25 protein-coding genes and 1 pseudogene are annotated in these 24,761 nt (G+C 38.1%); 19 read left to right on the top strand and 7 right to left on the bottom strand.

Going from position 1 to position 24,761, the window contains the following annotated elements:
• Positions 1 to 268: 268 nt before the first annotated feature.
• The 15 genes from O3651_RS03965 (at position 269) to esaA (ending at position 12,795) form a co-directional block, all read left to right on the top strand.
• Positions 269 to 586, top strand: a complete 318-nt coding sequence (locus tag O3651_RS03965) for a DUF4176 domain-containing protein (protein ID WP_371609633.1) — start codon at positions 269 to 271, stop codon at positions 584 to 586.
• A gap of 128 nt (positions 587 to 714) precedes the next feature.
• The gene (locus O3651_RS03970) at positions 715 to 2,238 is read left to right on the top strand and encodes a T7SS effector LXG polymorphic toxin (RefSeq protein ID WP_371609634.1); all 1,524 of its coding nucleotides are present in this window, start codon (positions 715 to 717) and stop codon (positions 2,236 to 2,238) included.
• A 1-nt stretch (position 2,239) separates the two neighbouring features.
• Complete coding sequence (locus tag O3651_RS03975) at positions 2,240 to 3,214, top strand: hypothetical protein (RefSeq protein WP_371609635.1); 975 nt, start codon at positions 2,240 to 2,242, stop codon at positions 3,212 to 3,214.
• Positions 3,211 to 3,663: a hypothetical protein gene (locus O3651_RS03980; RefSeq protein WP_371609636.1), complete on the top strand. Its 453-nt coding sequence runs from the start codon at positions 3,211 to 3,213 to the stop codon at positions 3,661 to 3,663. The genes O3651_RS03975 and O3651_RS03980 overlap by 4 nt, the downstream gene beginning before the upstream one ends.
• Positions 3,660 to 4,118, top strand: a complete 459-nt coding sequence (locus O3651_RS03985; RefSeq protein WP_125387141.1) for a DUF5085 family protein — start codon at positions 3,660 to 3,662, stop codon at positions 4,116 to 4,118. The genes O3651_RS03980 and O3651_RS03985 overlap by 4 nt, the downstream gene beginning before the upstream one ends.
• Positions 4,119 to 4,213: 95 nt before the next feature.
• Positions 4,214 to 4,552 (top strand): hypothetical protein, encoded by a 339-nt coding sequence (locus O3651_RS03990; RefSeq protein WP_371609637.1) that lies wholly within the window; start codon positions 4,214 to 4,216, stop codon positions 4,550 to 4,552.
• An 8-nt stretch (positions 4,553 to 4,560) separates the two neighbouring features.
• Entirely contained in the window at positions 4,561 to 5,523 is a 963-nt protein-coding gene (locus tag O3651_RS03995) for a hypothetical protein (RefSeq protein ID WP_371609638.1), read from the top strand.
• Positions 5,520 to 6,134: a hypothetical protein gene (locus O3651_RS04000; RefSeq protein WP_371609639.1), complete on the top strand. Its 615-nt coding sequence runs from the start codon at positions 5,520 to 5,522 to the stop codon at positions 6,132 to 6,134. Before O3651_RS03995 ends, O3651_RS04000 begins: the two co-directional genes overlap by 4 nt.
• Positions 6,135 to 6,183: 49 nt before the next feature.
• Positions 6,184 to 6,909: a hypothetical protein gene (locus tag O3651_RS04005; protein WP_371609640.1), complete on the top strand. Its 726-nt coding sequence runs from the start codon at positions 6,184 to 6,186 to the stop codon at positions 6,907 to 6,909.
• Positions 6,902 to 7,330: a hypothetical protein gene (locus tag O3651_RS04010; RefSeq protein WP_125389964.1), complete on the top strand. Its 429-nt coding sequence runs from the start codon at positions 6,902 to 6,904 to the stop codon at positions 7,328 to 7,330. The genes O3651_RS04005 and O3651_RS04010 overlap by 8 nt, the downstream gene beginning before the upstream one ends.
• A gap of 1 nt (position 7,331) precedes the next feature.
• Positions 7,332 to 7,802, top strand: a complete 471-nt coding sequence (locus O3651_RS04015; protein ID WP_061421954.1) for a DUF5085 family protein — start codon at positions 7,332 to 7,334, stop codon at positions 7,800 to 7,802.
• 175 nt (positions 7,803 to 7,977) lie between these two features.
• On the top strand, positions 7,978 to 8,655 hold the full coding sequence (locus O3651_RS04020) for a hypothetical protein (protein WP_371609641.1): 678 nt from the start codon (positions 7,978 to 7,980) through the stop codon (positions 8,653 to 8,655).
• A 14-nt stretch (positions 8,656 to 8,669) separates the two neighbouring features.
• Positions 8,670 to 9,488, top strand: coding sequence for a hypothetical protein (locus O3651_RS04025; protein WP_371609642.1), 819 nt, complete (start codon positions 8,670 to 8,672; stop codon positions 9,486 to 9,488).
• Complete coding sequence (locus tag O3651_RS04030) at positions 9,488 to 9,799, top strand: DUF4176 domain-containing protein (RefSeq protein WP_371609643.1); 312 nt, start codon at positions 9,488 to 9,490, stop codon at positions 9,797 to 9,799. The genes O3651_RS04025 and O3651_RS04030 overlap by 1 nt, the downstream gene beginning before the upstream one ends.
• Before the next feature lie 152 nt (positions 9,800 to 9,951).
• Positions 9,952 to 12,795 carry a type VII secretion protein EsaA gene (gene esaA / locus O3651_RS04035; RefSeq protein WP_371609644.1) on the top strand — a complete coding sequence of 948 codons (2,844 nt, stop codon included), beginning with the start codon at positions 9,952 to 9,954 and terminating at the stop codon, positions 12,793 to 12,795.
• A 172-nt stretch (positions 12,796 to 12,967) separates the two neighbouring features.
• On the opposite strand, the pseudogene O3651_RS04040 reads toward esaA, so the two are convergent.
• The 5 genes and pseudogenes from O3651_RS04040 to O3651_RS04060 form a co-directional block, all read right to left on the bottom strand.
• Positions 12,968 to 14,248, bottom strand: a pseudogene (locus O3651_RS04040) (ISL3 family transposase).
• Positions 14,249 to 14,381: 133 nt separating this feature from the next.
• On the bottom strand, positions 14,382 to 15,209 hold the full coding sequence (locus O3651_RS04045; RefSeq protein ID WP_371609645.1) for a Cof-type HAD-IIB family hydrolase: 828 nt from the start codon (positions 15,207 to 15,209) through the stop codon (positions 14,382 to 14,384).
• A 40-nt stretch (positions 15,210 to 15,249) separates the two neighbouring features.
• Entirely contained in the window at positions 15,250 to 15,996 is a 747-nt protein-coding gene (locus O3651_RS04050; protein ID WP_371609646.1) for a DeoR/GlpR family DNA-binding transcription regulator, read from the bottom strand.
• Between the two features lie 232 nt (positions 15,997 to 16,228).
• A complete protein-coding gene (locus tag O3651_RS04055) occupies positions 16,229 to 17,401 on the bottom strand; it encodes a CynX/NimT family MFS transporter (protein WP_371609647.1) in 1,173 nt (390 codons plus the stop codon).
• A gap of 76 nt (positions 17,402 to 17,477) precedes the next feature.
• Positions 17,478 to 17,999, bottom strand: a complete 522-nt coding sequence (locus O3651_RS04060; RefSeq protein ID WP_371609648.1) for a TetR/AcrR family transcriptional regulator — start codon at positions 17,997 to 17,999, stop codon at positions 17,478 to 17,480.
• A 169-nt stretch (positions 18,000 to 18,168) separates the two neighbouring features.
• Here O3651_RS04060 and O3651_RS04065 point away from each other — a divergent pair, with 169 nt between their 5' ends.
• From O3651_RS04065 to O3651_RS04080, 4 genes are all read left to right on the top strand, one after another.
• The gene (locus O3651_RS04065; RefSeq protein ID WP_371609649.1) at positions 18,169 to 19,029 is read left to right on the top strand and encodes a cation diffusion facilitator family transporter; all 861 of its coding nucleotides are present in this window, start codon (positions 18,169 to 18,171) and stop codon (positions 19,027 to 19,029) included.
• Between the two features lie 149 nt (positions 19,030 to 19,178).
• A complete protein-coding gene (locus O3651_RS04070) occupies positions 19,179 to 19,781 on the top strand; it encodes a DUF3796 domain-containing protein (RefSeq protein ID WP_247950929.1) in 603 nt (200 codons plus the stop codon).
• A gap of 2 nt (positions 19,782 to 19,783) precedes the next feature.
• Positions 19,784 to 20,011, top strand: a complete 228-nt coding sequence (locus tag O3651_RS04075) for a helix-turn-helix transcriptional regulator (RefSeq protein WP_247950930.1) — start codon at positions 19,784 to 19,786, stop codon at positions 20,009 to 20,011.
• Entirely contained in the window at positions 20,008 to 20,655 is a 648-nt protein-coding gene (locus O3651_RS04080) for a nucleoside triphosphate pyrophosphatase (protein WP_371609650.1), read from the top strand. Before O3651_RS04075 ends, O3651_RS04080 begins: the two co-directional genes overlap by 4 nt.
• A 100-nt stretch (positions 20,656 to 20,755) precedes the next feature.
• Here the strand turns inward: O3651_RS04080 and O3651_RS04085 are convergent, their stop codons facing one another.
• On the bottom strand, positions 20,756 to 21,928 hold the full coding sequence (locus O3651_RS04085; RefSeq protein WP_371609651.1) for a family 1 glycosylhydrolase: 1,173 nt from the start codon (positions 21,926 to 21,928) through the stop codon (positions 20,756 to 20,758).
• Between the two features lie 40 nt (positions 21,929 to 21,968).
• Positions 21,969 to 24,494 (bottom strand): hypothetical protein, encoded by a 2,526-nt coding sequence (locus O3651_RS04090; RefSeq protein WP_371609652.1) that lies wholly within the window; start codon positions 24,492 to 24,494, stop codon positions 21,969 to 21,971.
• Positions 24,495 to 24,761 lie beyond the last annotated feature (267 nt).

The following is a 24,761-nucleotide window of genomic DNA, read 5'->3' on the forward strand; positions in this document are numbered from 1 at the left end:
AGAATTTCAAATTGATTAAAAAAACTATCAAAACTTTCTAAAGCAAGAAAAAAGGAATGTTTTAATATTATATATAACGATAATCTGTTTTTTGTTCATAGGAATAGTGACTGCTATAATTTTCATAAGTTTAGGTAAATATATTAGTCTTGTATTAACTTTATTATCATATTTTAATTGTGTACACTATCTTAAATACAAAACTTATTAAACGTTGCATTATATGAAGACGTTTATACAAATAATTAAGTAATAAGGAGATTTATTAATGAATAATAAAATATTGCCGATTGGGAGTGTGATTCAGCTTCATAACGGAGAAGTGAAATTAATGATTCTATCTCGTTTTCCACTCTATAATAATCAAGGAACAATTGGTTATTTCGATTATTCGGCATGCCTATATCCAAATGGAAATACAGATAATCAATGTTACTTTTTTAATAAAGAAGATATAAGTAAAGTTTGGTTTGAAGGTTATGTTGACGATCAAGAGAAAAGTGCTCAACAATTTTTTGAAAAAGAACAAAAAAATATTAAATATCCTCATTTGACTTTAAATAAATTGGATGAGAAGTCAATTTAGTGATAAAATTTAGAAATATAAGGGGATAAGATGGACTACGGATAGAAGGCTATTCAAAAGATTCCGTTGAAGGTTGAGGTAAGACTTTCGTACAAACGCAAGGTAATTACATGCAGAGGAGATAGTGAATGAAGATTGATTTATCTGAGGTACAAGCTCAGAAATCGGCCTTGAGTACATCTGTAGGTAGTATCAAGGGCGATCTAACCAAAGCCAGAAGCAGTTTATCCCAAGTTGTCTCTACAGATAGTCTCAAAGGTGTCGTTAAGGACACAATCAACCAAAAGGTTTCTAATTACCAGATTCCTTTGCTAGATAACTATACCAATGCTTTGGATAGTATAGTAAACCGCTATGATGGGATTATCAAGCTTTTTAAGGAGACGGTTGGTGAGACCAATGACAGTGCGATTATCAATACGGAGTATCTGGAGCGAGTCAAGCAGAGGATGAAAGACCCCATTGAAGGCTTGAGTAAGATTTCAACACGAACACAGAGTATTTATTCGGATATTAGTGATATTATCTCACTGAGTAATCCTAGCTTGGATGATGTCAATACGACCTATGCCAAAGCCCAAAAGAGCCTCGATGATACGATTAAGAACATGGAGACGTTTAATAACGTTATTCTGAAAACAGATACTTTTGATCTGATTGATATGCAAGATGGTCAACTTAAGGCTTTGTCTTCATACAGCAGTGTTTCATACACCAATCAAACAGCAAGAACTTTCTACAGAGGAGAATCTTTCAAAAACTCTGTGGAGGAAATTCATACTGCCTTACATAGTAATTCGCGTAGTAAGGTCAACTACCAAAACAAACTAGCTAAGCAGTTAGCGGAGTCTAAGTATAGTGGAACAGTAGCTTCGACTCAACAAAAAGATATTGCTGCAATGCAGATTGGTGAAACCTTTGGTCTTTCTCAACCAAAAAGCGAGGAAGTTGCAGATTATATCAAGACATTGGGAGAAGCTGTCATTACTTATCGAGGCTCCAAAATTTTTCTTAATGGTGTTGAAATAACGATGGATAGCCAAGGAAGAATGAGATGGGGAAATAAGTTTATTTTCAAATCTTCTACTAACAATTTATACAGGCATGGTCGCAATTTCCAAAATACTTCAGGAATTGATCTAGAAAATTACCACTATTCAGGTAATTTGCAAGGTGTTGCTCGTATGAAAGAAATGGGTAAAGCGGGCTGGAGCGGTTTCAAAGAGTCTCTTAATCCATTAAATGATGCTAAAGGCTGGAAAGAAGTAGGGAAAGTTGGCAAAGCGTTTAAATTAGCTGGAGGAATTTTAACAGCTATAAATATCTATAATAATTTTAGGGAGAATGTGGATATGTCTGATGGTATCTCGGCCAAAGAAGCGCGAGATTTCTTGATTGATACAGCCGTAGATATTGGATCAGGGGCTGCAGCTGCAGGCATGGGTGCGGCTATTGGTTCAGCATTTTTACCTCCTTTAGGAACCGTAGTAGGTGCAGTTGCAGGGATTGGATTTAACTATCTTTTTAATAATGTTAAATCCAGAGAAACAGGCAATAGTTTGGTTGATACGATAAAAGATTTTGGGAAGGGTATAGGAGATAGTATAGGAAATGGTATAGGTAATGTAGTAAGTTCTATGTTTGGAGGTTAAAGTGAAAGAAAAAACAGTGACAGAAGTTGAAGAATTAAATAAAGCATATTTTAAAAGCTTAGCGAATACTCGGGCATCAGCAAGTATGATGTTGATTTCATTTACAGGAGCAGTCATCTTTGGAGTAGAGCTATATACAATTGATTTTGGTTTGCAAAAGTCATCGAACATATTTTTTAATTTTATTTTATTATATTCGGTCTATCTTATAGTGGCAACTGTGATTCCACTAGGGATGAGTTTTATTTATCGTAAACAAATTTTATCAACTATTTTATTACTATTATCATATATAGGAATTTTCTTATCGTTAATGCTAACGTGTTATATTCTGTTTACAGTTAATAATAATGGCTTTCAAGAGTTTAATGAATCATCAATACCAGTAATTTTGTTTTTAGTAACCTCTACAGTTTGTGGATTTATTTATCAATATTTTTGGTTGATGCGACAACTGAAAAACGGTTTTTCTGCAAGTCGAACGGTGAGAAATTACTTTGCTAAATCTAGTGCCTACAGTCAAGAATCTATTCTCATTATTTTTATGTTAGTGTTGTTAACTAGTGCTTTTGTAGGGAAGTTTGCCATGGTTTTAGGTATTACAAGTACACTCCTTTACTGTTATGCTTTCCCCCAATTGATTATTGAAGTTGTCTATCTTTTATATCTAAAAACTCAAAGCAAGGAGTATTGGGAAGATGTACCTAAGAAACAAGAGACTTTTCGAAATTTATTTAAGTATTTCAGTTTGAAGAAAGCAAAGATTAGAATTTCTCTTGAGATTTTGCTTTGTGCAATATTCCTAGGTATTATGTATAATATAGGCTATTTTAATCCTAGTTCATACACTCCCCGTTGGCTTATTTGGCTTGGGAGAATATTTATACTTTTGATAGGACTGGATATTTTGGGGAGCTTTATTCTATCTATGATGAAAAGATTAAAAACTGGATTTAAAAAAGGAAAGAAACAATGAAATTTAAAAGAAAAGAATTAAGCCTGCAGAATTTAATTGGTTTTGGGGTAGAGTTAGATCCTCAAGCTACTTTCTTTGATCGTTTGATTTCAGATTCGAAGGAATTTAAAATACAAATGATACAAAATGGCTTTTATACAGATGGACCAATGTTTTATGCTTATAATCCTCAAAAAGCTGAACAAGATGTTCTTGTATTTACAACAGTTGGGAATAAACTTGAGATAAGGGGAGAAAATACTTCGGGTATTTTCTTTCAGGAGTCGTTAAATTTCACAACAGATTTTTATTATCGTCATTACAATCAAGAAGATCCTATCCCTTATAAAGAAATTGAAAAAGAAATTTCTGTATCAGGATTTAAGTTGGTAAATATTTTTCATGCTGTATTGGACTTATATGGTGATTATGTATTGGATTTATATTGTGAGGTTGAGAGAGAAAGATGAATTTACCAGAAGATGTCGTAAAAGTTCACAAAATTGCATTTCAGAACGTCGTAAGAAAGAGACTATCATTTCATTATAGCGAATTAGAAAAACATTTGGAACAATTTGTGTCAGGAATTGTAGATGCGGGCTACCAGTTAAAAGGCCCGTTTTTCTACAGTTTAAATAATGTTCCTTTAAATGAGATAGTAGATATTGAAATGTTTATGCCTGTGTCGAATGATATATTTCACTTAGAAGGTTATAAATTTTCAACTTATTTTGAACTTAATAACTTGTTGAAAACAGTTGTCAGAGGAGATTTTTCTTCAATGACAGAAGTAGGATTTGCAAAATTAGTAGTTTCAATTGAAGTAAATGGTCTGGAGATAGCAACCCCTTTTTATCATGTGCTTCCAAAAGACGGTTTACAATATCTAGAGTTGTTAGTTGGCTATACTGATAAGGTCTTATAAAAATTTTTGATATTGAAGGCTTAGGTAAGATTTCGACACGAACACAGAGTATTTATTCGGATATTAGTGATATTATCTCACTGAGTAATCCTAGCTTGGATGATGTCAATACGACCTATGCCAAAGCCCAAAAGAGCCTCGATGATACGATTAAGAACATGGAGACGTTTAATAACGTTATTCTGAATACAGATACTTTTGATCTGATTGATATGCAAGATGGTCAACTTAAGACTTTATCTGCATACAGCCGTACTTCATACACCAATCAAACAGCAAGAAATTACTACAAGAAAACGCAATTTAGAAATTCCGTTTCTGAAATTAACACAGCTCTCCATAGCAACTCACAAAATGTAAAGTATCAAAATGCTCTTGCAAAACAACTTGCCGAGTCTAAATATAGTGGGAAGGTACGGCGAATGAAGACCTAATAGATTCGGTGCTTAATTCCTATAAAAATATCACAAAAAATGATTTATATAAAGAAGTTAAAAGTTATAAAAAACATTTGAAATCTATTTTGCCGGCTCTGTATGCGGCTTATCGTTTTAGTCGAGATAAACGAGGAAATACCATCATTCTTAAAGAGGCAACAAAATTTGGTAAGTTGTTAGATGAATACTTTAAGCTTGGAAAAAGTCTGAATAAGAGTAATAAATATAAAAATGGTGAATTAACTAAGACTTTTAAATCCCTGATGGAGAAGTTAGGGAAAACACGTTACAATGAGGAACTAAGCAAAGTATTCAAATCCTTTACTGATACCACTAAGATGAGGCACAAATTTGCGAAGGTGACGAAAAGTATTGCGAAGACGAGTGGTAGCTTGTTTAAGGAGGGATTTATCAAAGAAGTAACTTTTAACAGAGCTGGAAAAGCCTTGTGGAATGCTAGCAAAGCAGGAGGGGTAAAAGGTTTAGTTCAGTCTGCTAAGGAGGGGTTAAGAAACTATAAAGAAGGATTTAAAACAGCTTCTAAGTTTGGTAAGTTCTTAAAAGGAGCAGCAGTTGTTGGTGTTGCCTTAGATGTTGTCGATACTTTTTCGAAAATACATGATAATTCTCAGAATGCTAAACGTCAGGGTCTTAGAGGTAATGAAGTTAAAGCAAGTGTGGCAACAGGTTTTGTGATAGATGCGGCCAAGGCGGCAGGGACAACTGTTGCAGCAACAGCTGCAGCGAGTGCAGGAGCTGCTGGTGTAGGCGCGGTTGTGACGGGAGTAGCTGCAGTCTTTGGAGCAGCGGTGACAGCTCCTGCGTGGTTAACAGGGGCTGCGGCAATAGGAACAGCAGCTCTTGTTGGATGGGGGCTTAGCGAGCTGGATAAACGCTTTAAAATTACAGATAACCTTAAAAAAGGTGCCAATAGTCTAATTAAAGGCATGAGAGGATGGTTTAAATGAAGAAACGATTTCATAGAACATTGATAGATATATTAAATAATGCTAAGGGACCTGTTCCGATGTGGGGGACACTAACCCAAGTATTTGTTATATTTCCTTTGATAATGTTCATGTTCTTTATGGCAGCAAATAGCCTTGTAAATCAATATGTTTTCAATTCTATAAATATCATAGCAGTAGTTTTAGAGTTATCTTCTTTTATAATTATTTTAATGTCAAAGTTACAAAGTAATTTTGCAACGGGACTAATTACCTATATTATGGGTGTTGTTACATATATAACTGCTCCCTTTGCTGTAATAGGACTAGGTGGAGGAGAACAATTCCTTTTATTTCAGTTATTTGTAATACTTTTATATCCAATAATAATTTTTCTTCTTATGCTATTATTAGGTGGTGTTGATGGTCAGCAAGTGCTGAAACAAAAAGTTATTAGTGTAATTTTTGGTATCCCAGGAGCTATTATTGTAATTTCAGTGGTCTTACTTATTTTAATAGGGAACCCTGCTGCTTCTTGGTTATTATTTGGATTACAATTGCTATTTTCACCTCTCCTATTTCTGTCGTGGGGGTATATACTTTATCCATTAAGACATAGGTCAGATGTATAAAGTTTTAAGGTGTCAATAGCCTGATAAAAGGTATGAGAGGATGGTTTAAATGATACTGGAACGAATAAAAAAAACTTTTGAATTTCAACGAAGCAAAATACAAGGACCAGTTCCTCTTTGGGGGGTATTAAATGGGATTTTTATTTTGTATCCCTTGGTATTTACAGGATTTTGGCTTGCAGGATTAAATATTTTAAAAAATCCTGCCTTATATCAAGGTTTGATTATTACAGGGATTGTTGTTTGGATTTTAAATCTGGTATTTTTACTGGATCTTAGACGAGGAATTTTAACTAGTTTTGGAACCTATCTCATGTATCTGACTGGTCATATTTATGCTATTATTACTTTTAATAGTTTGAGTGGGGATCATAGTTTTATCGGTTTAAAGTTATCCCTCCCTCTTATCCAATCCATTATTGTTATAGTCGTCATGAGCTGTTTGGTCAATTTAGACTCTGAAGAAGTTATCTCGCAGAAAGCCAGCAAATTTATGCTTAATTTTGTTATCGCTCCTCCACTTATTTTATCGTGTGTCTGTATATTTTTAGCGATGATTGGATATGATTATTTTATGGGATGGGGAATGTCTTTATTATCAATGGCTTTTGGACAAGCTGTGTACTTACCTTGGTTTCATATTATCTATGCCTACCAACACCGCAATGATGTCGAAAAAACAACTCCCATCAAACATATAGAAGTGTCCTCGGATATGATCCAAGATAAGGAGTTTGATAGAGATAGATTTAGAAAGGAAAAGAAACATGATTAAAGAAACCCAGATTCAAATGACACACTTGATGAAGGATCAAGTTCAGATCCATCCAGATGAGCTACTAGAACTATTTGCACATACAGAGCTTCTTCCATATACTGAAGGGATTTATAAGGATGGCCCAACTATCTTTGAGATGATTCCAACTCAGTTTGATGAGGAACGACAAGATGTGACGGTGTATATTCCAGTTATTTCGGAAACGGCCTCCACTAGCCAATTAACTTATCTTCCGAGCTTGAGCATAGATGGTATTAGTCAGCGCGTACTATTCGCAGAAGGCTTAGATGAGAGACTTTATGAGATGAAAAACTATATCCGTGAGAAGGGCTGGGAGTTGCAAGATAAGTTGTATCTCGTTTTGATCCCTGTTTACGATGATTTGTTTGTGGATTTGATTATCCCAGTGGAGAAGTAAGATGGCAGATATTACATACGGAACCAATCAATTTTTAATGTTAAGTAATGTCTTAAGTGTAGATTACAATATTGTTGGTGATGAAATTTCAGTTGCCTTTCAAGATATGATTAATACGGCAGTGGCTGCGGGTTACACTCCTAAGAGCAATCCCTTTTATTCTTGTCCCCATGTAGGAGAATTAGAAGATGGTACTTACAACATTACAGTTTATCTTCCAGTTTATGAGGATTATCTAGGATACGATGAATTACTAGAAGGGACTGCCTATAACAGTTATTTTCTAGTTCCACGAATGGTAGGAGCACGAGTGACTGGTGAGGAAGCTGTTGATTTTGATAAGGCACTCCATGGTTTAACCAATCTATTGATGCAAGAAGAATTAGAGGAATGTACACCAATTTTTTATATTTCGAGCAAGATCAATGGGGTCTTGTATACTGATATACTAGTAGGTGTTCGAGCTAGCTGATGAAAAATCCTGAGACTCCTCTCAGGATTTTTTGGTTGACACAAAAGAAAGCTAGAAAAAATGCTTCTTTTCGGCTATAATGATGAAAGATGGATCAAGTGATTACTAGAGGTACACACTTGGCCGTTCAATCTCTTTGGTTTCATATTCTAATGGCGGTAAGAAGCCGAAAGAGTTGATTCGCTTTCTTGAAGGTCATCAGGTTACTTTCGAGAAAGAAATTACTGTTTATGACACAGGGGTTCAATATTTTAAGAGTAAAATTACTTTTACGGCGCAAACTAAAAAGGATTCTGTTATCACTTTTAAAGGAAAATACAAGAATGGGAAGACTAGTGTTACTGGTGATATGGCTTTTGGTGGCTTGACGACTGATCCTTTTCAAGGCAAGTATGATTATAAGTACAGTAACAAAGTCGCATTTGGAGATTTTTATTTAAGCAGTGGTTTTAATACCTCAGGCAAGTTAGACTCAGACTTTAATGACCTTAACCCTAGTTTATCAATGACTTTTGGTTATAAGAACCACTCTTTTGAGGTTGGGAACAAGGCGGAAGATGGGTACCGAGTTTCTTATGTAAAGGAGACTGCTACAGTGAAGCAGGACTTCGCAACATTGACAGTCACTGATGAAATTGGACAGAGGAATGTTGATCACTTTTCTCAATTTGTTAATGCTACTGGAGAAGTGGTAGGGAATGCTTTTAATTGGGTGGTTGAGCATCCTGTTGAAACAGTAGGGATTACTATTTTAGCAGTAGGAGCGTTTGTTGCATATACTACAGGGATTGGAGAAGCAGTTTCAGCGATTGCAGCTTTATTTGGAGGTCTTTTGGCCATTCCTAGTAAATAAGTGAGGAATATTTTATGAAAAAAATTATTGATAGCATTTTGAGTTGGCCAGTTGAAAAAATAGAATTCATTTTTTTAAAAATTATTTGGAAATATTGTTTTTTTATACTAATATTTTCAACAATAATTTTCTATATCTATCTTTTTAATCATCCATCTACGCTGTTTACAAAGGGAATAACATTTTTACTTATAATCATTTTGTTTGTTATTCTATTCTCAAAAATTTTGCTAGATCTTAGTTTGTTTGAGCTATTGAATAATAATATTGAGTTGAATAAATATTTGGATATAATTAACAAAGCCCATTTAAGTTCTTACAATAAGAAAACACAACTCTTATCTAAGTTATTAGCGAGTGCGACAGTTTCTTTTCATAAAGGAAATTTTCAAGAAAGCCTGCTTTATTTGGATGAAATAAAGAATAGTAATTTGAAAAAAAGAAATAGTTTTTATTACATATTTAGCGGCTATTACTATAAAATATTGGATTTAGTGCATTCTAAAAGATTGTCTGAAGCACAAGAATTGTTAAAAGAAATGGATACATTATCAGGTTCATATAAATCTCAAATGAAGCAAAAGATAAAAGATATTTCATTTTTGCAAGCAACCTTTGATATTATTTGTGAGAAAAAAACGAATGATTATTTTGATACGACAGAACCTCAAAACAAACTGTCTAAAATTATGTTTTCTTATTACGGTGCGCTCAACGCCCAGTTAAAAGGCGATGAATCCCGTGCACGTAGTCTATTTGAAAGCATCTCTAGTGAAAATCCTGAGCTCTTCTATGTTCAGGAAGCGAAGAAGTATTTAGAAGGAGTAGAATAATGTCAAAACGTACTGCATTACCGATTGGGAGTGTTGTCCGAGTAAAGGATGGCACAGAACCGTTTATGATCATCAATCAGTGCCCAGTTACAGAAAAAGACGGTGCGCAAGGTTACTTTGACTTTGGAGCTGTCACTCTGCCACTTGGCTTAGTGAATCAAAATATTATCTTTTTCAATAAAGAAGATATAGATGAAGTGCTGTTTATTGGCTATATTGACCGTCGGTTTCAGGAGTTTCTGTCTCGCTATGACGAAGAAGTTGGTAAGATTTCTTATGACAGATTTACAGTAGAAGAGTTTAAAAAATAGAGTAGGAATCCCGAGAGTTTTCTCTTGGGATTTTTTATAGACTGATAAAATGCGCTTAGATCGTTAATTATTTGTAAGTAATTGATAATAAGTATTTGAAAAAACATGCTAATATTGCTATACTAGAAGAGTACAATTTAAAGGAGAATAATATGAAAAAAGTCATAATTGCTGTCAGCTTATTTATTAGCTTGTTGACAGTTTCATCAATCACCTTTATTCATTTTAAAAATCAAGAAGTTTCAGTAACTAATAAAGTGAATGATCGCAAACTAAACATTGCTTTGGTTAACGAAGATATGGGAGGAAAGCTACAAGGAGAGAGCTATAACTTCGGAAGCGATTTTACGACCCTCTTGTCTAAAGATTCAACTAATCAATGGACTGTTATGTCAAGAAATATTGCTGAAAATCGATTTGAAGATGGGTCGATAGATGTTATTGTTTATATTGAGCAGCAGTTTTCTGAAAAAATTGTTCAATTAGAAAGTTTTAACCCAAGCAAAGCTAAGATTACGTACAAAACAAAATCTAATTTAGATTCAGCCAAGGCAAAAAATGTTGAGCTTAAAGTTGGAGAATATCTCAATCTGATTAATCAGAATGTCATTAAAATGTATTTCTCTAGCGTTATCAATAATCTAGATGATGCCAAAAGAAATGTTGAGAACGTTGTTAACGAGCAATCAGGTGCATATACAAAAATTTCTCAGACTATTTATCCTTATTCAAGCGATGCTATGCAATCTATTGTAGGAGTTGCAGATTTTACTACATCTTTGCAAAAGAACAATAATTCATTTGAAGAAGCCCAAAAGCAGTTTTCTGATTCGGTTGTATCGCTGCTAGATACCACTGGAACAGACTTAAATAAGCAAGTGACAGAAGTGAAAAGTCACTTTGATGCCAAAAAGGAGGTAGATGCAAAGAACATTTCGGAAATACTTGAAATATTAAAGGCACAACAGAAGGAAAATGATATACAAGCTAGTATATTTAATCAGAAAATTTTAGAAGATCTGAATAAACTAGGCCCTCTATCTGTGTCACTTGACAATTCAACGGACTTGAAATTGAATGAAGAATCGAAATCGGAATCAGAACTTGATAAGCTTGCTAATCTTGTAAAAGACTACAATCGTACAGTGGGTGATTACAAAAATAATATTGAAGCTAGAAAAAAAGAATTAGAAGAGAGAGTCACAGAGCTTAAAGAAGAGCGGAAAACCATATCTAATAACTATTTTGGTCAGGAACTTCCTAAGGATAAACTGAATGATGATAAATTTTTAATAGCACAGGCTAAAAAAGTCTTAGCTAATCAGATTGATAATAGTTTGAGAAAGAATAATTTACCAAAAGAGTTTACCAATATGATTAATAATGAGTTAGCTGGAACGAATATTGATCCTGCTAGCTACGAACCTTTATTTGATAAGCTTAAGACTATAAATGCATTATCAGATGCCGAAATAAATACATATAAAGCTCAGATGAGCCTACTAGCAGATTATGCTCGAATTAATGGTGCAACAACAAATCAAGCACCTGCATTCGAATTTGTAAAGGTAACAAATGATCAGTTGATACAAAAAAATGGTGATATTCCAATCACGGTGCAACTTCCTCAACCAACAATTAAAACCTCTTCTCCCGCAGTAACACCTGGAAGTAGTTCCTCTGTAGCTCCTAGCGGCTCATCTCAGACAGCTTCAGGGGCAAGCAGTGGCACTGCAGTTACAACAAACTCTGTTAGTGGACAAACCGTAGCTTCTTCAACAAGTGGCACAGTACAGTATGAAACTCCAAAGGCACAAGTCTTTATTACAGATATTGCTACTAATACTTCTGACTTATCTCTGACTTTAGATGGGGGAGCACAAGAAATTAGTGATGCAGCTCCTCATCAGTTAAGGATATCTTATAGTTTTACGCCTAAATATGGTGAGAATACCATCTCCTTTACTTTACACATTGGTGATACTAAAATTCCGATTACTAAAACTATATATGTAAGTAACAAGGAGGAAGAATATGAGCTTGTCAAAAAAGATTTGAAGACGATTTTACAATATTTAGGGAGAATTGAACGAGCTTCTTCTATGGTGCAGGCAATCTATGGAGTACCTAGTAATTTAGGAAATATGACAGTCAATATCGCTTCTCCTGATTCAACCTCAGTTTACTCAATGTATGGGAATATTAGTCGCAACGATATTGCCAGTCAATTACTTGATACGCAAGTTGAGAGTTTCAAAGAATCTGGTAAGAAATTATTAGAAGAGATTGATTTAACCATTTCTAAACAAGAAAAAAGTTTGACAGACATGCCTAAGCTAGGGGCAACTGAAGATAAAGATGAAAACTTATACCTTCCCAATAACTATTTTAAAGATAGATTAACTGCTTTGTCAGATTGGTATACTAACGCTAAAGGCTCCCTCGAATCTGAATATCAAAGCTGGAAAGATCTTCAGACGAAACAATCCACAAACATAGTTAATAAGGAGACTGCTAATGGAGTAGCTTTGGAAAATAGTGAGAAAGCTTCAAATCAAATTTATACTTCAATTGAGGCTCTAGTGACTACTACTCAAAATAGCGCTAAAGAGACTTCTAAAAATCATGAAGCGCTTGGAACAATTAAACCACAATTTGAACATCTTTTAAGTCAAGTTCAGGCTGTAAAAGAGAATATTGATAAAACAGCATCTACAACAAATGAATTAATTGTAAATGAAGCAACAGTTATTCAAGAGAATCGGCTTTATTCAAATAACTTTAAAGAATTGATGAAGAATGCTCGAAATGGTGGCATAACGAATCAAAATGTTATGAATTTCTTGTCTCAACCAATTGAAGTTAAAAAGGAATCTAAGACGATTGCCATCTCACCAGAAAATAATCAGTTTTGGATTATTCTTGCTATTATTGGATCAAGTGTATTTTCTATTTTAATTACTTTTTGGTTGACAAAAGCAAAGTATAAAAACTAATCGTTCTATTTTATAAAATTACATTAGTTGAATTGGTTTTTATGAAAGGCTTGAATAGAGGTAAACTCATGAAATAGTGTACAGTGATAATGTTCTATATATCTTTAACTGAAGAATATTATTAACAGTGATTATTTCGGCTCTTTGTCAACTGTAGTGGGTTGTTGAAAAGTTACAACCTGGAGAGGACCAAATTGGTCCTCTCCTTTTTGATATCCAAAGCGATGAGGATTCTAGTTCTAAAATTGTCAAAGTTCCGAAAGCCAAAAGCGTTGCGCTTGATGACTTTGATGAGGTTGTTGGTAGCCTCCAATTTTGCATTTGAGTAGGGGAGTTCCAGTGCGTTGATAATTTTATCTTTCTCTTTCAAAAAGGTCTTAAAAACAGTTTGAAAGATAGGATTTACACAAGAAATTGTGTCTTCAATGAGTCTAAAGAAATATTCAGATTGTTTCTCTTGAAAATGAAAAAGCAAGAGTTGGTTGATTTCATAATGTTCTCTAAGTTCTTGATAGTAAGAGAGCAGCTTTTCCAGAATCTCTTTGTTGGTCAATGCGTACGAAAAGTCGGACGATAAAAGCGTTTATGACTTAGTTTGCGACTATCTTGTTGGATGAGTTTCCAGTAACGTTTCAGCGCCTTATATTCGTACGATTTTCGATCCAACTGCTTCATGATTTGAACACGAACACGAGTCATAGCACGGCTGAGATGTTGTACAATGTGAAAGCGATCGAGGATGATTTTAGAGCATGGAAATAGATTTCTGGCAATATCGTAATAGGGGCTAAACATGTCCATGGTAATGATTTTGACTCGACTTCTCACTTGTCTAGAATAACGAAAGAAATGATTGCGAATCGTCCCTTGTGTCCGCCCATTTAGGATAGCTATAATCTTTCTTAAATCAAAATCCTGTGCAGTGAAGCTCATCTTACCTTTCTTGAAGCCAGCTGAAACAGTCTATCCTCAGACTGTTTCATTCCCAAGACATGTGTTCTGGAAGCCAGTTGAAATTAGTCTTGAACTTGAATTCTTTCAATTTACGAATGACTGTCGAAGTAGATACAGATAGACTCTCTGAGGTGGCCGTCATAGAGACTTTCTCGATCAATTTTTGAGCGATTTTCTGGTTAACGATGGTTGCAATTTGGTGATTCTTCTTGACTAAGGAAGTTTCTGCGACAGCCATTTTTCTGCAATCCTGACAGCGGAATCGCCGTTTTCTCAACCGAATCAGCGTTTTGTATCCCGCACATTCTAGGTAAGGAATTTTCGATTCTTTCTGGAAGTCATATTTAGCCATTTGTCCTTGGCAGTGAGGGCATTTAGGTGCAGGATAATCTAGCTTAGCGATAATTTCCTTGTGTGTTCCAGCATCTAGAACATCCAAAATCGTAATGTTAGGGTCTTTAATTTCGAGTAAGTTTGTGATAAAATTTAATTGTTCCATAAGAGGCTTTCTAATGATGGCTTGGTCGCTTTTCATTATAGATCTTATGGGACTTTTTTTCTACAACAAAAGAGGCTTCATAACTCTTACAGTGGTTTACCCACTACAGAAATTATAGAGCCATTTTTTTGCATTATAGTAAAACATACTTTTCAATAGCTTTTGCGACACCGTTCTGGTTGTTGCTTTTAGTGATGGCTGTTGCCTCGAGTTTAACTGCTTCAGGGGCATTGCCCATGGCAACTCCCAGACCAGCCAGTCGCAGCATCGGAAGGTCATTGAAGTTATCTCCAATTGTCATGACCTGTTCCAGCGGAATCTGGTAGTGTTTGGCCACTTCCAGAAGGGCTTGCTCTTTTGACACTTCTTTATGTGTGACTTCCAAATAGTTGTCCTTGGACAGGTAGAAGGCTGTATTTGGAAAATCCATCGTTTGCAAGTAGGCATGGAGCTGCTGGATAACAGCTGCATCATCAATCAACAGCAACTTATGGGCTGGAATGAGCACATCTAGAACAGGCAGCAGAACATTTTGAATAAAAGGCTGCTCACCTGTAATCTCAGCTTCAATCTGCACCCACCTATCCAAACGGTCAGCAATCCAATCTTTGCCAGAGTAGAGATTGATGGAAACACTAGGAAACTTAGTTTTTACCAGTTCCAGAAAAGTGCGGATTTCTTTTTTATCCAATGGATGCTCGATAATGGTCTCGTAATCTTGTGGATCACCCTTGATGACCAGAGCACCGTTGTAGCAGGCTAGAGGATTATCACCCAGCCCCAGCTTACGAGCAATTGGCTCCATGCCCAGAGGAGAGCGGGCAGAGGCTAGGACAAAGGGGATGTTTTCTTTGTTCAGCAAGGGAATCTGCTCCCTCAGTTGCGGATCTACTTGGTGCTGGTCATCGAGAATTGTACCGTCAATGTCGCTGACAATCAAACGAATATCTTGCTTGGTCATGGTTCTTCCTCCATAAGCTATAAAATGAAATCTTGTCGAGCTAGTAAATAACGGTGACTTTCCCAGCCAGAAGAGCCTCTAGCTCAGAGCTAGGTCTTTGATCGGTAACCCAGTAGTCAAAATCGCTGATATTTCCTAAAATATAGGTTACTTCTTTATTAACTTTGGCCTGCTCGGCCAGCAGAATCTTTGTCTTGGCCTGCTTGAGAGCTAACTTCTTCAGATAGGCATCTTCCTGATCTTCAAAGCTGATTTGGCCATTTTTCAGCCCTGCAGCTCCGATAAAAGCTAGATCAAAAGAAATATCTCTGAGCAGCTCGGCTTCATTGAGGGCGTAGTAAAAACGATTTCTCGGATAGAACTTTCCACCTAAAAGATGGAAATCAATCTGCTCTTGACCACTCAGCATGATGGCATTATCCAAAGAATGAGAAAAAATCGTCATCGGTTGCTGAACTTGCTGAGCCAGCTTGAGAACCACCGTTGATACATCAAAGAAATTGACTTGATTGGGTTTGAGAAAGTCCAGAGCCTTGTGAGCAATGGCCTTTTTTTCTTGGTTTAGTTGGCCGACACGGTCGTTGAAAGAAGGAATTTGCCGACTATTTTCCAAAGGAATAATCCCGCCATGGGTGCGCTGGACTAGTTTTCGCTCGCTCAAAATTGAGAAATCACGGCGAATAGTGTCCTTTGAAACCTGAAAATAGTCTACCATGTCCTTGGCTGCCAGTTGTCCTTTGTCCTCTAAAAGTTCCAGCATTTTTGAAAGCCGCTGTTCTTGATACATCTTTCTCATCCTTTCTGCTTCTTTATAAGTTCATTATAATCTATTGTTTAAGTATATGCAAGTGTTTATAATGAAATGTAAGTTATTTTGTCGAATATAAAAAAGTCGTTTAAAAGTTATGTTATAATCAAAAAAATCAAGCAGGTAAGATGAGGAAAGATGATTTTAAGTGAATTTCGGAAATTACAAGAAACTTGGCAGTAAAAAAACTCCTGATGAAGAATCAGAAGTTTTATAGAATCTTATCAAATTTTTCTATGTAAAAGAGGCTCATAGTCATAATGACGGTCAGTCCGAGGAGGATGAGGATGGCTGGTGTCCAAGAATGGAATAAATCAAAACTGTAGCCAAAGAGGCTCGGGCCGAAGGCAGCTAGGATGTATCCTCCAGTTTGAGCCAGTCCAGATAGTTGAGCCGTTTGCGCAGGTGTAGAGGTCTTGAGGGAGAAGGTCACCATGAGATAGGGGAAGAGGGCGCTGACAGACATACCAATGAGCAGATTAAGAATCAGCCAATAAGCAAAGGAATCTGTCCGAATCAAGAGCATGGTAATGCCGATCAGACCTGCCGCAGAAACCAGGCTAATCATGACCAGACGTTGACGAGCTTTCAAGCGCGCTGTCAAGCTAGGAATTGTCATTGAAAAGGGCAGGCTAATCAGAGAAAAGATGGCTGCTAGTAAGCCTGTCGTATCAGTAGAAAGACCAGCTTGTTGTCCTAAAGTTGGCAACCAAGTCATGCTGGTATAAAAGAGTAGTGACTGTAAGCCACCAAATAAAATTAAGGCCCAGACTCTTGGATTTTTTAGAAGAGCTCCTTGCTCTTGCTTTCCTTGCTGTTTAGCCGCCAAGCAATGGCTATATTTGACATTGGGCAGCCAAACCAGGAGAATCACAAAGCAAATCAAGGTTGATATCCAAATGAGACCTTGCCAAGAGCTCATTTGAACGATGGGAACAGCCAGAGCAGACAGAATCGTGATCGACAGTCCCATCGATGTGATATAGAGAGTTGTCAAAAGACCGACACGATGCGGCTGATTGGCCTGAATCAAGCTCGGAAGAAGGACGTTTAAGATAGCAATAGCCGCTCCTAAAATAATAGTTCCCGTATAAAGTAAGGGAAGATTAAATACGCGAATCAGCGAGCCTAGAGTTAGCACGAGTAACACAAGAGCAAACAGTTTTTCCAAGCTCATCTTTTGCGCCAAGCGCGGAGCAAAGACTGAGCAGAGGGCAAACATAATCAAAGGCAGACTGGTCAAGAGGCCTAGGGAACTAACTGGAACCTGTAGCCCCTCAGCAATATCTGTCAGAACGATAGGTAAAACAGTAAAAGGAGCCCGTAGTGCTATCCCGATCATCACTATACCTGGAATTAAAAATGGTGAGTGTTCTTTTTTCATAAATAGTCAATCTCCTTTCGTACGTCAAGGAACGATTATACCATATCTTTTCAGAAAATGATAGGCGAATTGCGGCTTAGTCCATCAAGTCCAGAAAATAGTGAGAAATCGTTTCTTCGTCAACCTGATTTCGTTGCTGCAACCACCAGCTGACCGTATCCACAAAAGTTGATGTCACATAATTTTTTAAAAAGTTGTCCGGCAGATGGCTTTTTTTCTGCAATAATGTCTGCTCAATCATGGGAAAGAGATAGCGCTCTAGCTCGATTTTCAAGCGGTTGATGAAATAAGTATTTTTAGCTAGGAGAAGGGTGGCTATCCGATCCTGATTTTTCCGAAAGTGATGGAAAATATGGGCGGTCGCTTCAAACAAATCGCGTCCTTCAGATCGCTCGATAAAGGTATGCTGAAAGAGATCTTGGCAGAGTTCCTCCAGCAGGGTTTCCTTGGTCTCAAAGTGGCTATAGAAGGTGGAGCGGCCTACATCTGCTAGGTCAATGATTTCCTGAACAGTGATGCTTTCGTAGCTTTTCTGATTGAGCAGGCTGATAAAGGCTTGGTAAATGGCTGCGCGTGATTTTTTTACTCGTCTATCCATGGAAATTCCGTACAAAAAGAGCTTTTTGTCTGCTAAGAGACAAAGGGCATGAACTGGCTCTTGTTTCCTTTCTGATAATAGTGGATAATATAATTGAACAGAGTGTTCGGTATTGATTAGATTATACCATAAATTGTATCCGTTTAAGCAAATATATAAGGAGGTTGTGATGAAATCCAGTAAAAATATGACAATCGCTTTTCTCTTGAACTTTTCTTTTGCCATTATTGAATTTATCTTTGGGCTTCTCTTTCATTCTAGCGCTGTCTTAGCGGATGCAATTCACGACACAGGAGATGCTTTGGCTATTGGCCTATCGACTCTTTTTGAGAAGATTTCCACAAAAAAAGAAGACCGCAACTATACCCTAGGATATAAACGCTACAGCCTGCTGGGGGCCCTCTTGACCTCAGTGATTTTGCTGATTGGTTCGACCTTGGTAATCGTGGAAAATGTCCCTAAATTATTCGCTCCTGAGAAGGTAAATTATGATGGCATGTTGGTTTTGGGAATTGTCGCCATTGTCGTCAATACAGCAGCCAGCCGAGTAGTCAGCCATGGTCACAGTCACAATGAATCCATTCTTAGCTTGCATTTTCTTGAGGATATCTTGGGTTGGCTAGCAGTTGTCGGAGTGTCTATTATTCTGCGCTTCACCAACTGGTATTTCCTGGATCCGCTGCTTTCTCTCGTCATCGCAGGCTTTATTCTCAGCAAGGCTCTGCCAAAATTTTGGGAGAATATCCAGATCTTCCTAGACCATGTGCCCAGCGATGTGGATCTCAGTCAGCTTTATCAGGAAATAGCGGTGCTGGAAAATGTGCGAGCCATTACCCAGCTCAATGTATGGACAACGGATGGTTTAGAAAAATATGCCATGCTTCATATCTGTCTGGAAAATCCCAATTTGCTGGCTGAAACGCAGGCTGTCCTGCGCCAAAAGCTTCTGGCTTATGGCATTGCCAAAGTAACCATTCAGACCGATGAAAGCTTGCAAGAGCACCAAGAACATTGTGTTGGTAAAGAATAAGCCAGCTCCCCAGAGAAATTCTGGGGCTTTTGTTTGCGGAAATAAAAAAATTCTCAAATAGCACATAAATGCTTGTCTTTTATTCTTGTGTGTGATATATTTATAACATAAAGGTGTTAAATATTTCTAACAAACTAAAGGAGTCTATCATGAAAAAAAGTCAAAAAATGGGTGGCCTCATTTTGATGATTGCCACCGCTCTCTTTATTGATTTCACTGTTTTCCTTGCTCCCAGCAATCTCAGCTGGCCAGCCAAGTGGATGATTGTCGGTTTAGTAAGTTTAGGTCAGCTCGTGAGTATCTGGTCTTGGTTTCACATGAAACCATGGCCTAAGAAGATGAAAGAAGTTCAAGAAAAGCAGGTCTATGATCTGACCATGAAATTTTATAATCTACTAACGCTTACGGCAACCTCTATCTATACTGTCGGAATCTGGTTGTGGACTCCGAGCACCAATCCGCCTATTATAAAGTATATTGCCTTGGGAGGCCTCCTGGCTATCCAGTTTCTCTTTCTTCTATTTTTTGCCTTGAAAAAGGTCAAGGAGAGAGCAGATGAGCGCTTTTATGCCAATCTGGCAAGAGCAGCGACTTTGATGTTTGTCATCTGCATAGCAACTTTACTGGTGCTTGCAGGGATTAGTGCTAATGTAGGATCTATCACGGTCAATGCCGGAATATTCTTCATCATGATTGGTGTCTTGGTTTTACTCTTTGGATTTGTCTTCTTTTTATTTGAAAAGAGAGGTTAAAAATGGCCAAGGAAAGCAATATTATCACCAATCTCAAATCTGTCCGCGAATCTAGAGGCATGACCCAGCAGGAGTTAGCTGACCGCATTGGAATGCGGCGCGAAACGATCTTGCATTTGGAAAATAATCGCTACAATCCCTCGCTAGAGATGGCTTTAAAAATCTCTCAGGTTTTTGATTTGCGAGTGGAAGAACTCTTTCAATTAAAGGACATAGGAGGACAATCATGAAGACGGTTTTTGACTACCAAAGGGAAGGTGAAAAAGGAGAGATTCGCCGCTTTGTCCTGCTGTCTACATCGCCCAGACGCAAGGAGTTGTTGAGCTTTTTGAATCCAGAGATTCAGGCTGTAGAAGTGGACGAGCGAGCTATTGAAGAGCATTGTATGGCAAGCATCGATGATCAGGACTTTCTGACCAAGGCAGCCAAGATTTGTTGTGAGATTTCCAAGGCTAAGTCTGATTTGGACTTGGAAGCCGATACTCTTTATATTTCGGCTGACACTATCGTTGTGGTAGATAGTCAGATTTACAATAAACCACAGGATTTAGCTGAAGCCGGCCAGATGTTTCGCTCTTACTTTGGCAAGAGCCACCATGTAGTGACCTCGGTCTGCCTACGTATGCAGGGTTTTCTAGAAGTCTTTTACACTGTGGCGCAGGTGGACTTTGTGGATTATTACCCAGAATTAGAGGCTGTCATTGAGGCCTATCTGCATAAAAAGCGTCCGCTGGATAAGGCAGGTGCTTACGGCTTTCAGGAGCTGGATCCTCGCTTTATCCGCTCAATTACAGGCGATATGCACACCATCATCGGCCTGCCTGTCGCTGAGACCAGCTATCGGATTTATAGGGATAGTAAAGGAAAAAATTAGGTTTTTGATTTCTATCCTAAAACATCAAAAAATCTCCCCACAAGTAGCTATCCACTTTCTTAGGGAGATTTTTTCTATGTTTTGAACTTGGGACTGGATCCTAGATGTTTACATCGCTCCAGCTAAATGGTGTGTAGCCAAGCAGCTCAATCCCGTCAATTTCAACGGATTTAATAATTTCTTGAACGTTGTCTTGAATGTTCTTAGCTAATTGCGGGTGGTCAGAGATCTCAGAACAAGTCTCAATGACCAACAGAGGCTTGTGGTAGCGCTCGTATAGCTCAGACATGGCAATCCGAAGAAGGACAGGTTGTGCAAGGCAAGTTTCTACATTTTTGCGGACATATTTGTTGGTAAACAAATCTTGGATATTTTCCGCCGCATAATGTGAGAAGGCAATGAAGTCCACGATGCCTTCTCTTAAGGCGAAGACATCCTCTTCTGTAATGCCCAGATCCAGCTGATTTCGCTCAATGTAGCGAAGGAAGTGATTTGGATAGTGTCCCTTGGTCTGCACATCTGTAAAAATGTAGTTTTTACGTCTGTTCAGCTCATGGCCCAAGGCATCAGTAGCTGAGTGATTTTCTTGGTGGGAGTCACTATTGATGGTAATCAAGCTACCAAATTGGAAGGTTGGATTGATGGTTTGACCGAGCTTAACCACGTTTGCGGATGCGATTAGCTGATGGTGAGCAGCCAGCCAAATTTGTTGTTCCTGGTTTTCCGTGCTGTCAAAGTGTAGCCCAGCGCCTAAGAATGGCAAATAAGACAGAGCGCTCATTTCTTTAAAGGTAATCCAGTAAGTGACTTTTTCTTTAAAGTGGGTCAAAACGGCTTCGCAATATTTTTCGTACATGGCAATCATTTGCCGACTTTTCCATGCGCCGTATTTTTCATACAAATGAAGCGGGAAATCGAAATGAGACAAGCTTACAATTGGTTCGATGTCATTTTCTAGCAGTGCATCAATAATTGACTCATAGAAAGCAAGGACCTTAGCATCGGGTCTCCGCTCTTCTCCAGTTGGGAAGAGGCGAGTCCATGAAAAGGACAGCTGGTAGGTATTGAAGCCCATTGTTTTAATTTTTTCAATGTCTGCCAGATAATCCTGTTTGCTGGAGCCTTGTTTGAACAAATCGTAGGCTCCTAGGGGGATTGTTCGATAGTCAACTGTTCCGTCCATGACAGAGAGACGATAGTCTTCACCATACCGGGGAAGGATGTCGGTGATTCCTAGACTTTTACCATTACTTGATAGAATATTTCTAATCATATTAGTTCCTTTCAGTATTCATTCGCTGCTTGTTCTGAGCTTATTTTTTCTGTCTCTTAGTAATCATGGCCAAGGTTGATAGATTCTGTGTGACAGTAGTAAACTCAGAAGCCATGCTTTGCGATTGATATACGGCAGCAGACAGACTGATCGAATGGGCTCTCTCTGCACTGATTGATTGTTCAATAATCATTCTTTGTGATTGCGACTCAGCGATAGATAGACTGATTGAACGCTCTCTTTCCACGCTCATTGATTGCTCAATAGCGATACTTTGTGATTGTGATTCAGCCACAGACAGGCTACGTGACTGTTCTTGCTCTAGACTGATAGACTGCTCAATAATCTTACTTTGGGCTTCAGATTGGGCAAGGTAAATGCTGAAAGAGTTATCCTGTTCGACGCTGATTGATTGTTCAACGGCTCTGCTGAGGATTTTAGATTCTGCAGTAGATAAACTAAATGATTGTTCTTGCTCCAAGCTGGTAGACTGCTCAATAGTATCTCTTTTTGCTCTAGATTCCGCAGCTGCCAAACTGTATGAATATTCCTGTTCCAGATTGCGAGATTGTTCCACCGCCGCATGTTGTGATTGTGATTCCGCGATAGACAGGCTGCGTGACTGTTCTTGTTCCAAGCTGATAGACTGCTCTACGGCCACGCTTTTCGCTTCGGATTCCGCCATAGACAGGTTAGTAGATACTTCATTTTCTAGGCTGATAGACTGTTCAATAGCGATGCTTTGAATTTCATTTTCAGTAACAGATAGGCTTAGTGATGCCTCGTTCTCCGCGCTAATAGATTGTTCAATTGCCCGACTTAAGGCTTGGGATTCCGCTACAGACAGGCTGATAGACGCTGCATTTTCTGCACTAATTGATAACTCGATCGCTTTACTTAGTGCTTCAGACTCTACGATAGATAAGCTCGTAGACACTTCGTTTTCCGTCATAATAGACTGTTCAATAGCTCTATCTAAGACTTGGGATTCCTCGACAGACAAGCTGGTAGATGCTTCGATTTCCGCGCTGATCGATTCTTGGATGGCAATGCTTTGAGACACAGACTCCGCCACGGACAAGCTGGTAGATGCTTCGATTTCCGCGCTGATGGATTCTTGGACTGCAATGCTTTGCGAAACGGACTCTGCTACAGATAGGCTAGTAGATGCTTCCAATTCCGCGCTGATCGATTCTTGAATTGCAATGCTTTGCGACACAGATTCCGCCACGGACAAGCTCAGCGACGTTTCCAATTCTGCGCTGATTGATTCTTGAATCGCGATGCTTTGAGAAATAGACTCAGCAGCAGATAGGCTTAGCGATGCTTCGATTTCTGCGCTGATCGATTCTTGGATGGCAATGCTTTGAGAAATAGACTCAGCAGCAGATAAGCTTAGCGACGCTTCGATTTCTGCGCTGATAGATTCTTGGATCGCAATGCTTTGTGACACCGATTCCGCCACAGACAGGCTCTTAGACGCTTGGATTTCCGCGCTGATCGATTCTTGAATCGCGATACTTTGAGAAACGGACTCTGCTACAGACAAGCTTAGCGATGCTTCCAATTCCGCGCTGATAGATTCTTGGATGGCAACGTTCTGAGAAATAGACTCGGCTACGGACAAGCTGGTAGAAGCTTCCAATTCAGCGCTGATTGATTTTTGGATGGCAATGCTTTGCGCCACAGACTCCGCCACGGACAAGCTGGTAGATGCTTCGAATTCCGCGCTGATTGATTCTTGGATAGCAATACTTTGCGAAACAGACTCTGCTACAGATAAGCTGGTAGACGCTTCGATTTCTGCGCTGATTGATTTTTGGATGGCAATGCTTTGCGCCACAGACTCAGCAGCAGATAAGCTCAGCGATGCTTCGTTGTCCGCACTGAGAGACTCTTCAGCGGCCATGCTTTGCGATACAGATTCCGCCACGGACAAGCTAGTAGACGCCTCGTTGTCCGCACTGAGAGACTCTTCAGCGGCCATGCTTTGAGATACTGACTCAAAAATTGATAAGCTCAGTGACGCTCTATTTTCTTCAAGGATTGATTGCTCGAAGGCATAACTTTGCGCAATTGACAAGCTAGCAGAAGTATCCGTTTCTTTGCTGTCAGATTGCCCAACTTCCAAACTGTGTGTCTGTGATTCGGTTACTTCCAAACTACGAGATGCCTTTTTACTTTCTATACTTAATGATAGAGATATTGAATCAGCAGTGCTCTTCAAGCCCCTCTTTTTCATAGAATCTGAAGAAATACTTGTCTCAGCAGATTCTGTAGTGCTAGCTGCCTGGCTTTTCGCTGCCATTTTTTCTTGCTCCAGACTAGCTTCACTTTCTACAGCTGGAGATTCGTCTACTTCTTCTCCACCGATATTCATAACATCCAAGCGGTCGTAGTATTGGATCGACTCCAAAGCTTTCTCAATGAGGAAATTTTCTCTATCTTCTGGGTTCACATTGACTTGTGGGTTACTTCCTTCGTTGTTATTGACCGCAGAAGTGGATGATTCGTCCTCTTCTCCTTTTATAAGACGCTTAAAGCCACCTAAAAAATTACGAAACATACCTTTGTTCTCATCATTATTTGGCATGGACATACTCTCCCTAATTTTAGTAATAATACTATTATAAAGGCTAGTAGAGCATCTGTCAAAATTTATTGCATTAAAATGAAGATTTTCAAAAGTAAGGGTTTTCTTGGAATTTTATAAGAGTTTTTCGCCGAATTTTATCCATCTTTGCTCTCTTTTTTGAAGGATTTGAAGTCGATAGAAATAATATTTTAGAAATGCTATAATATGAGCAGTTATTCTCAGAATCGTTAGAATTGA

Source organism: Streptococcus sp. 27098_8_73 (assembly GCF_041432495.1).
In the GTDB taxonomy this organism is placed as follows: domain Bacteria; phylum Bacillota; class Bacilli; order Lactobacillales; family Streptococcaceae; genus Streptococcus.

Coding starts and splice junctions, on each gene's coding strand:
- O3651_RS04010 (WP_125389964.1), top strand. CDS start 6,902: ATGATTAAAGAAACCCAGATTCAAATGACACACTTGATGAAGGATCAA.
- O3651_RS04065 (WP_371609649.1), top strand. CDS start 18,169: ATGAAATCCAGTAAAAATATGACAATCGCTTTTCTCTTGAACTTTTCT.
- O3651_RS04030 (WP_371609643.1), top strand. CDS start 9,488: ATGTCAAAACGTACTGCATTACCGATTGGGAGTGTTGTCCGAGTAAAG.
- O3651_RS03965 (WP_371609633.1), top strand. CDS start 269: ATGAATAATAAAATATTGCCGATTGGGAGTGTGATTCAGCTTCATAAC.
- O3651_RS03985 (WP_125387141.1), top strand. CDS start 3,660: ATGAATTTACCAGAAGATGTCGTAAAAGTTCACAAAATTGCATTTCAG.
- O3651_RS04055 (WP_371609647.1), bottom strand. CDS start 17,401: ATGAAAAAAGAACACTCACCATTTTTAATTCCAGGTATAGTGATGATC.
- O3651_RS04025 (WP_371609642.1), top strand. CDS start 8,670: ATGAAAAAAATTATTGATAGCATTTTGAGTTGGCCAGTTGAAAAAATA.
- esaA (WP_371609644.1), top strand. CDS start 9,952: ATGAAAAAAGTCATAATTGCTGTCAGCTTATTTATTAGCTTGTTGACA.
- O3651_RS04090 (WP_371609652.1), bottom strand. CDS start 24,494: ATGTTTCGTAATTTTTTAGGTGGCTTTAAGCGTCTTATAAAAGGAGAA.
- O3651_RS04070 (WP_247950929.1), top strand. CDS start 19,179: ATGAAAAAAAGTCAAAAAATGGGTGGCCTCATTTTGATGATTGCCACC.
- O3651_RS04080 (WP_371609650.1), top strand. CDS start 20,008: ATGAAGACGGTTTTTGACTACCAAAGGGAAGGTGAAAAAGGAGAGATT.
- O3651_RS04000 (WP_371609639.1), top strand. CDS start 5,520: ATGAAGAAACGATTTCATAGAACATTGATAGATATATTAAATAATGCT.
- O3651_RS04085 (WP_371609651.1), bottom strand. CDS start 21,928: ATGATTAGAAATATTCTATCAAGTAATGGTAAAAGTCTAGGAATCACC.
- O3651_RS04075 (WP_247950930.1), top strand. CDS start 19,784: ATGGCCAAGGAAAGCAATATTATCACCAATCTCAAATCTGTCCGCGAA.
- O3651_RS03970 (WP_371609634.1), top strand. CDS start 715: ATGAAGATTGATTTATCTGAGGTACAAGCTCAGAAATCGGCCTTGAGT.
- O3651_RS04045 (WP_371609645.1), bottom strand. CDS start 15,209: ATGACCAAGCAAGATATTCGTTTGATTGTCAGCGACATTGACGGTACA.
- O3651_RS04050 (WP_371609646.1), bottom strand. CDS start 15,996: ATGTATCAAGAACAGCGGCTTTCAAAAATGCTGGAACTTTTAGAGGAC.
- O3651_RS04015 (WP_061421954.1), top strand. CDS start 7,332: ATGGCAGATATTACATACGGAACCAATCAATTTTTAATGTTAAGTAAT.
- O3651_RS03980 (WP_371609636.1), top strand. CDS start 3,211: ATGAAATTTAAAAGAAAAGAATTAAGCCTGCAGAATTTAATTGGTTTT.
- O3651_RS04060 (WP_371609648.1), bottom strand. CDS start 17,999: ATGGATAGACGAGTAAAAAAATCACGCGCAGCCATTTACCAAGCCTTT.
- O3651_RS04005 (WP_371609640.1), top strand. CDS start 6,184: ATGATACTGGAACGAATAAAAAAAACTTTTGAATTTCAACGAAGCAAA.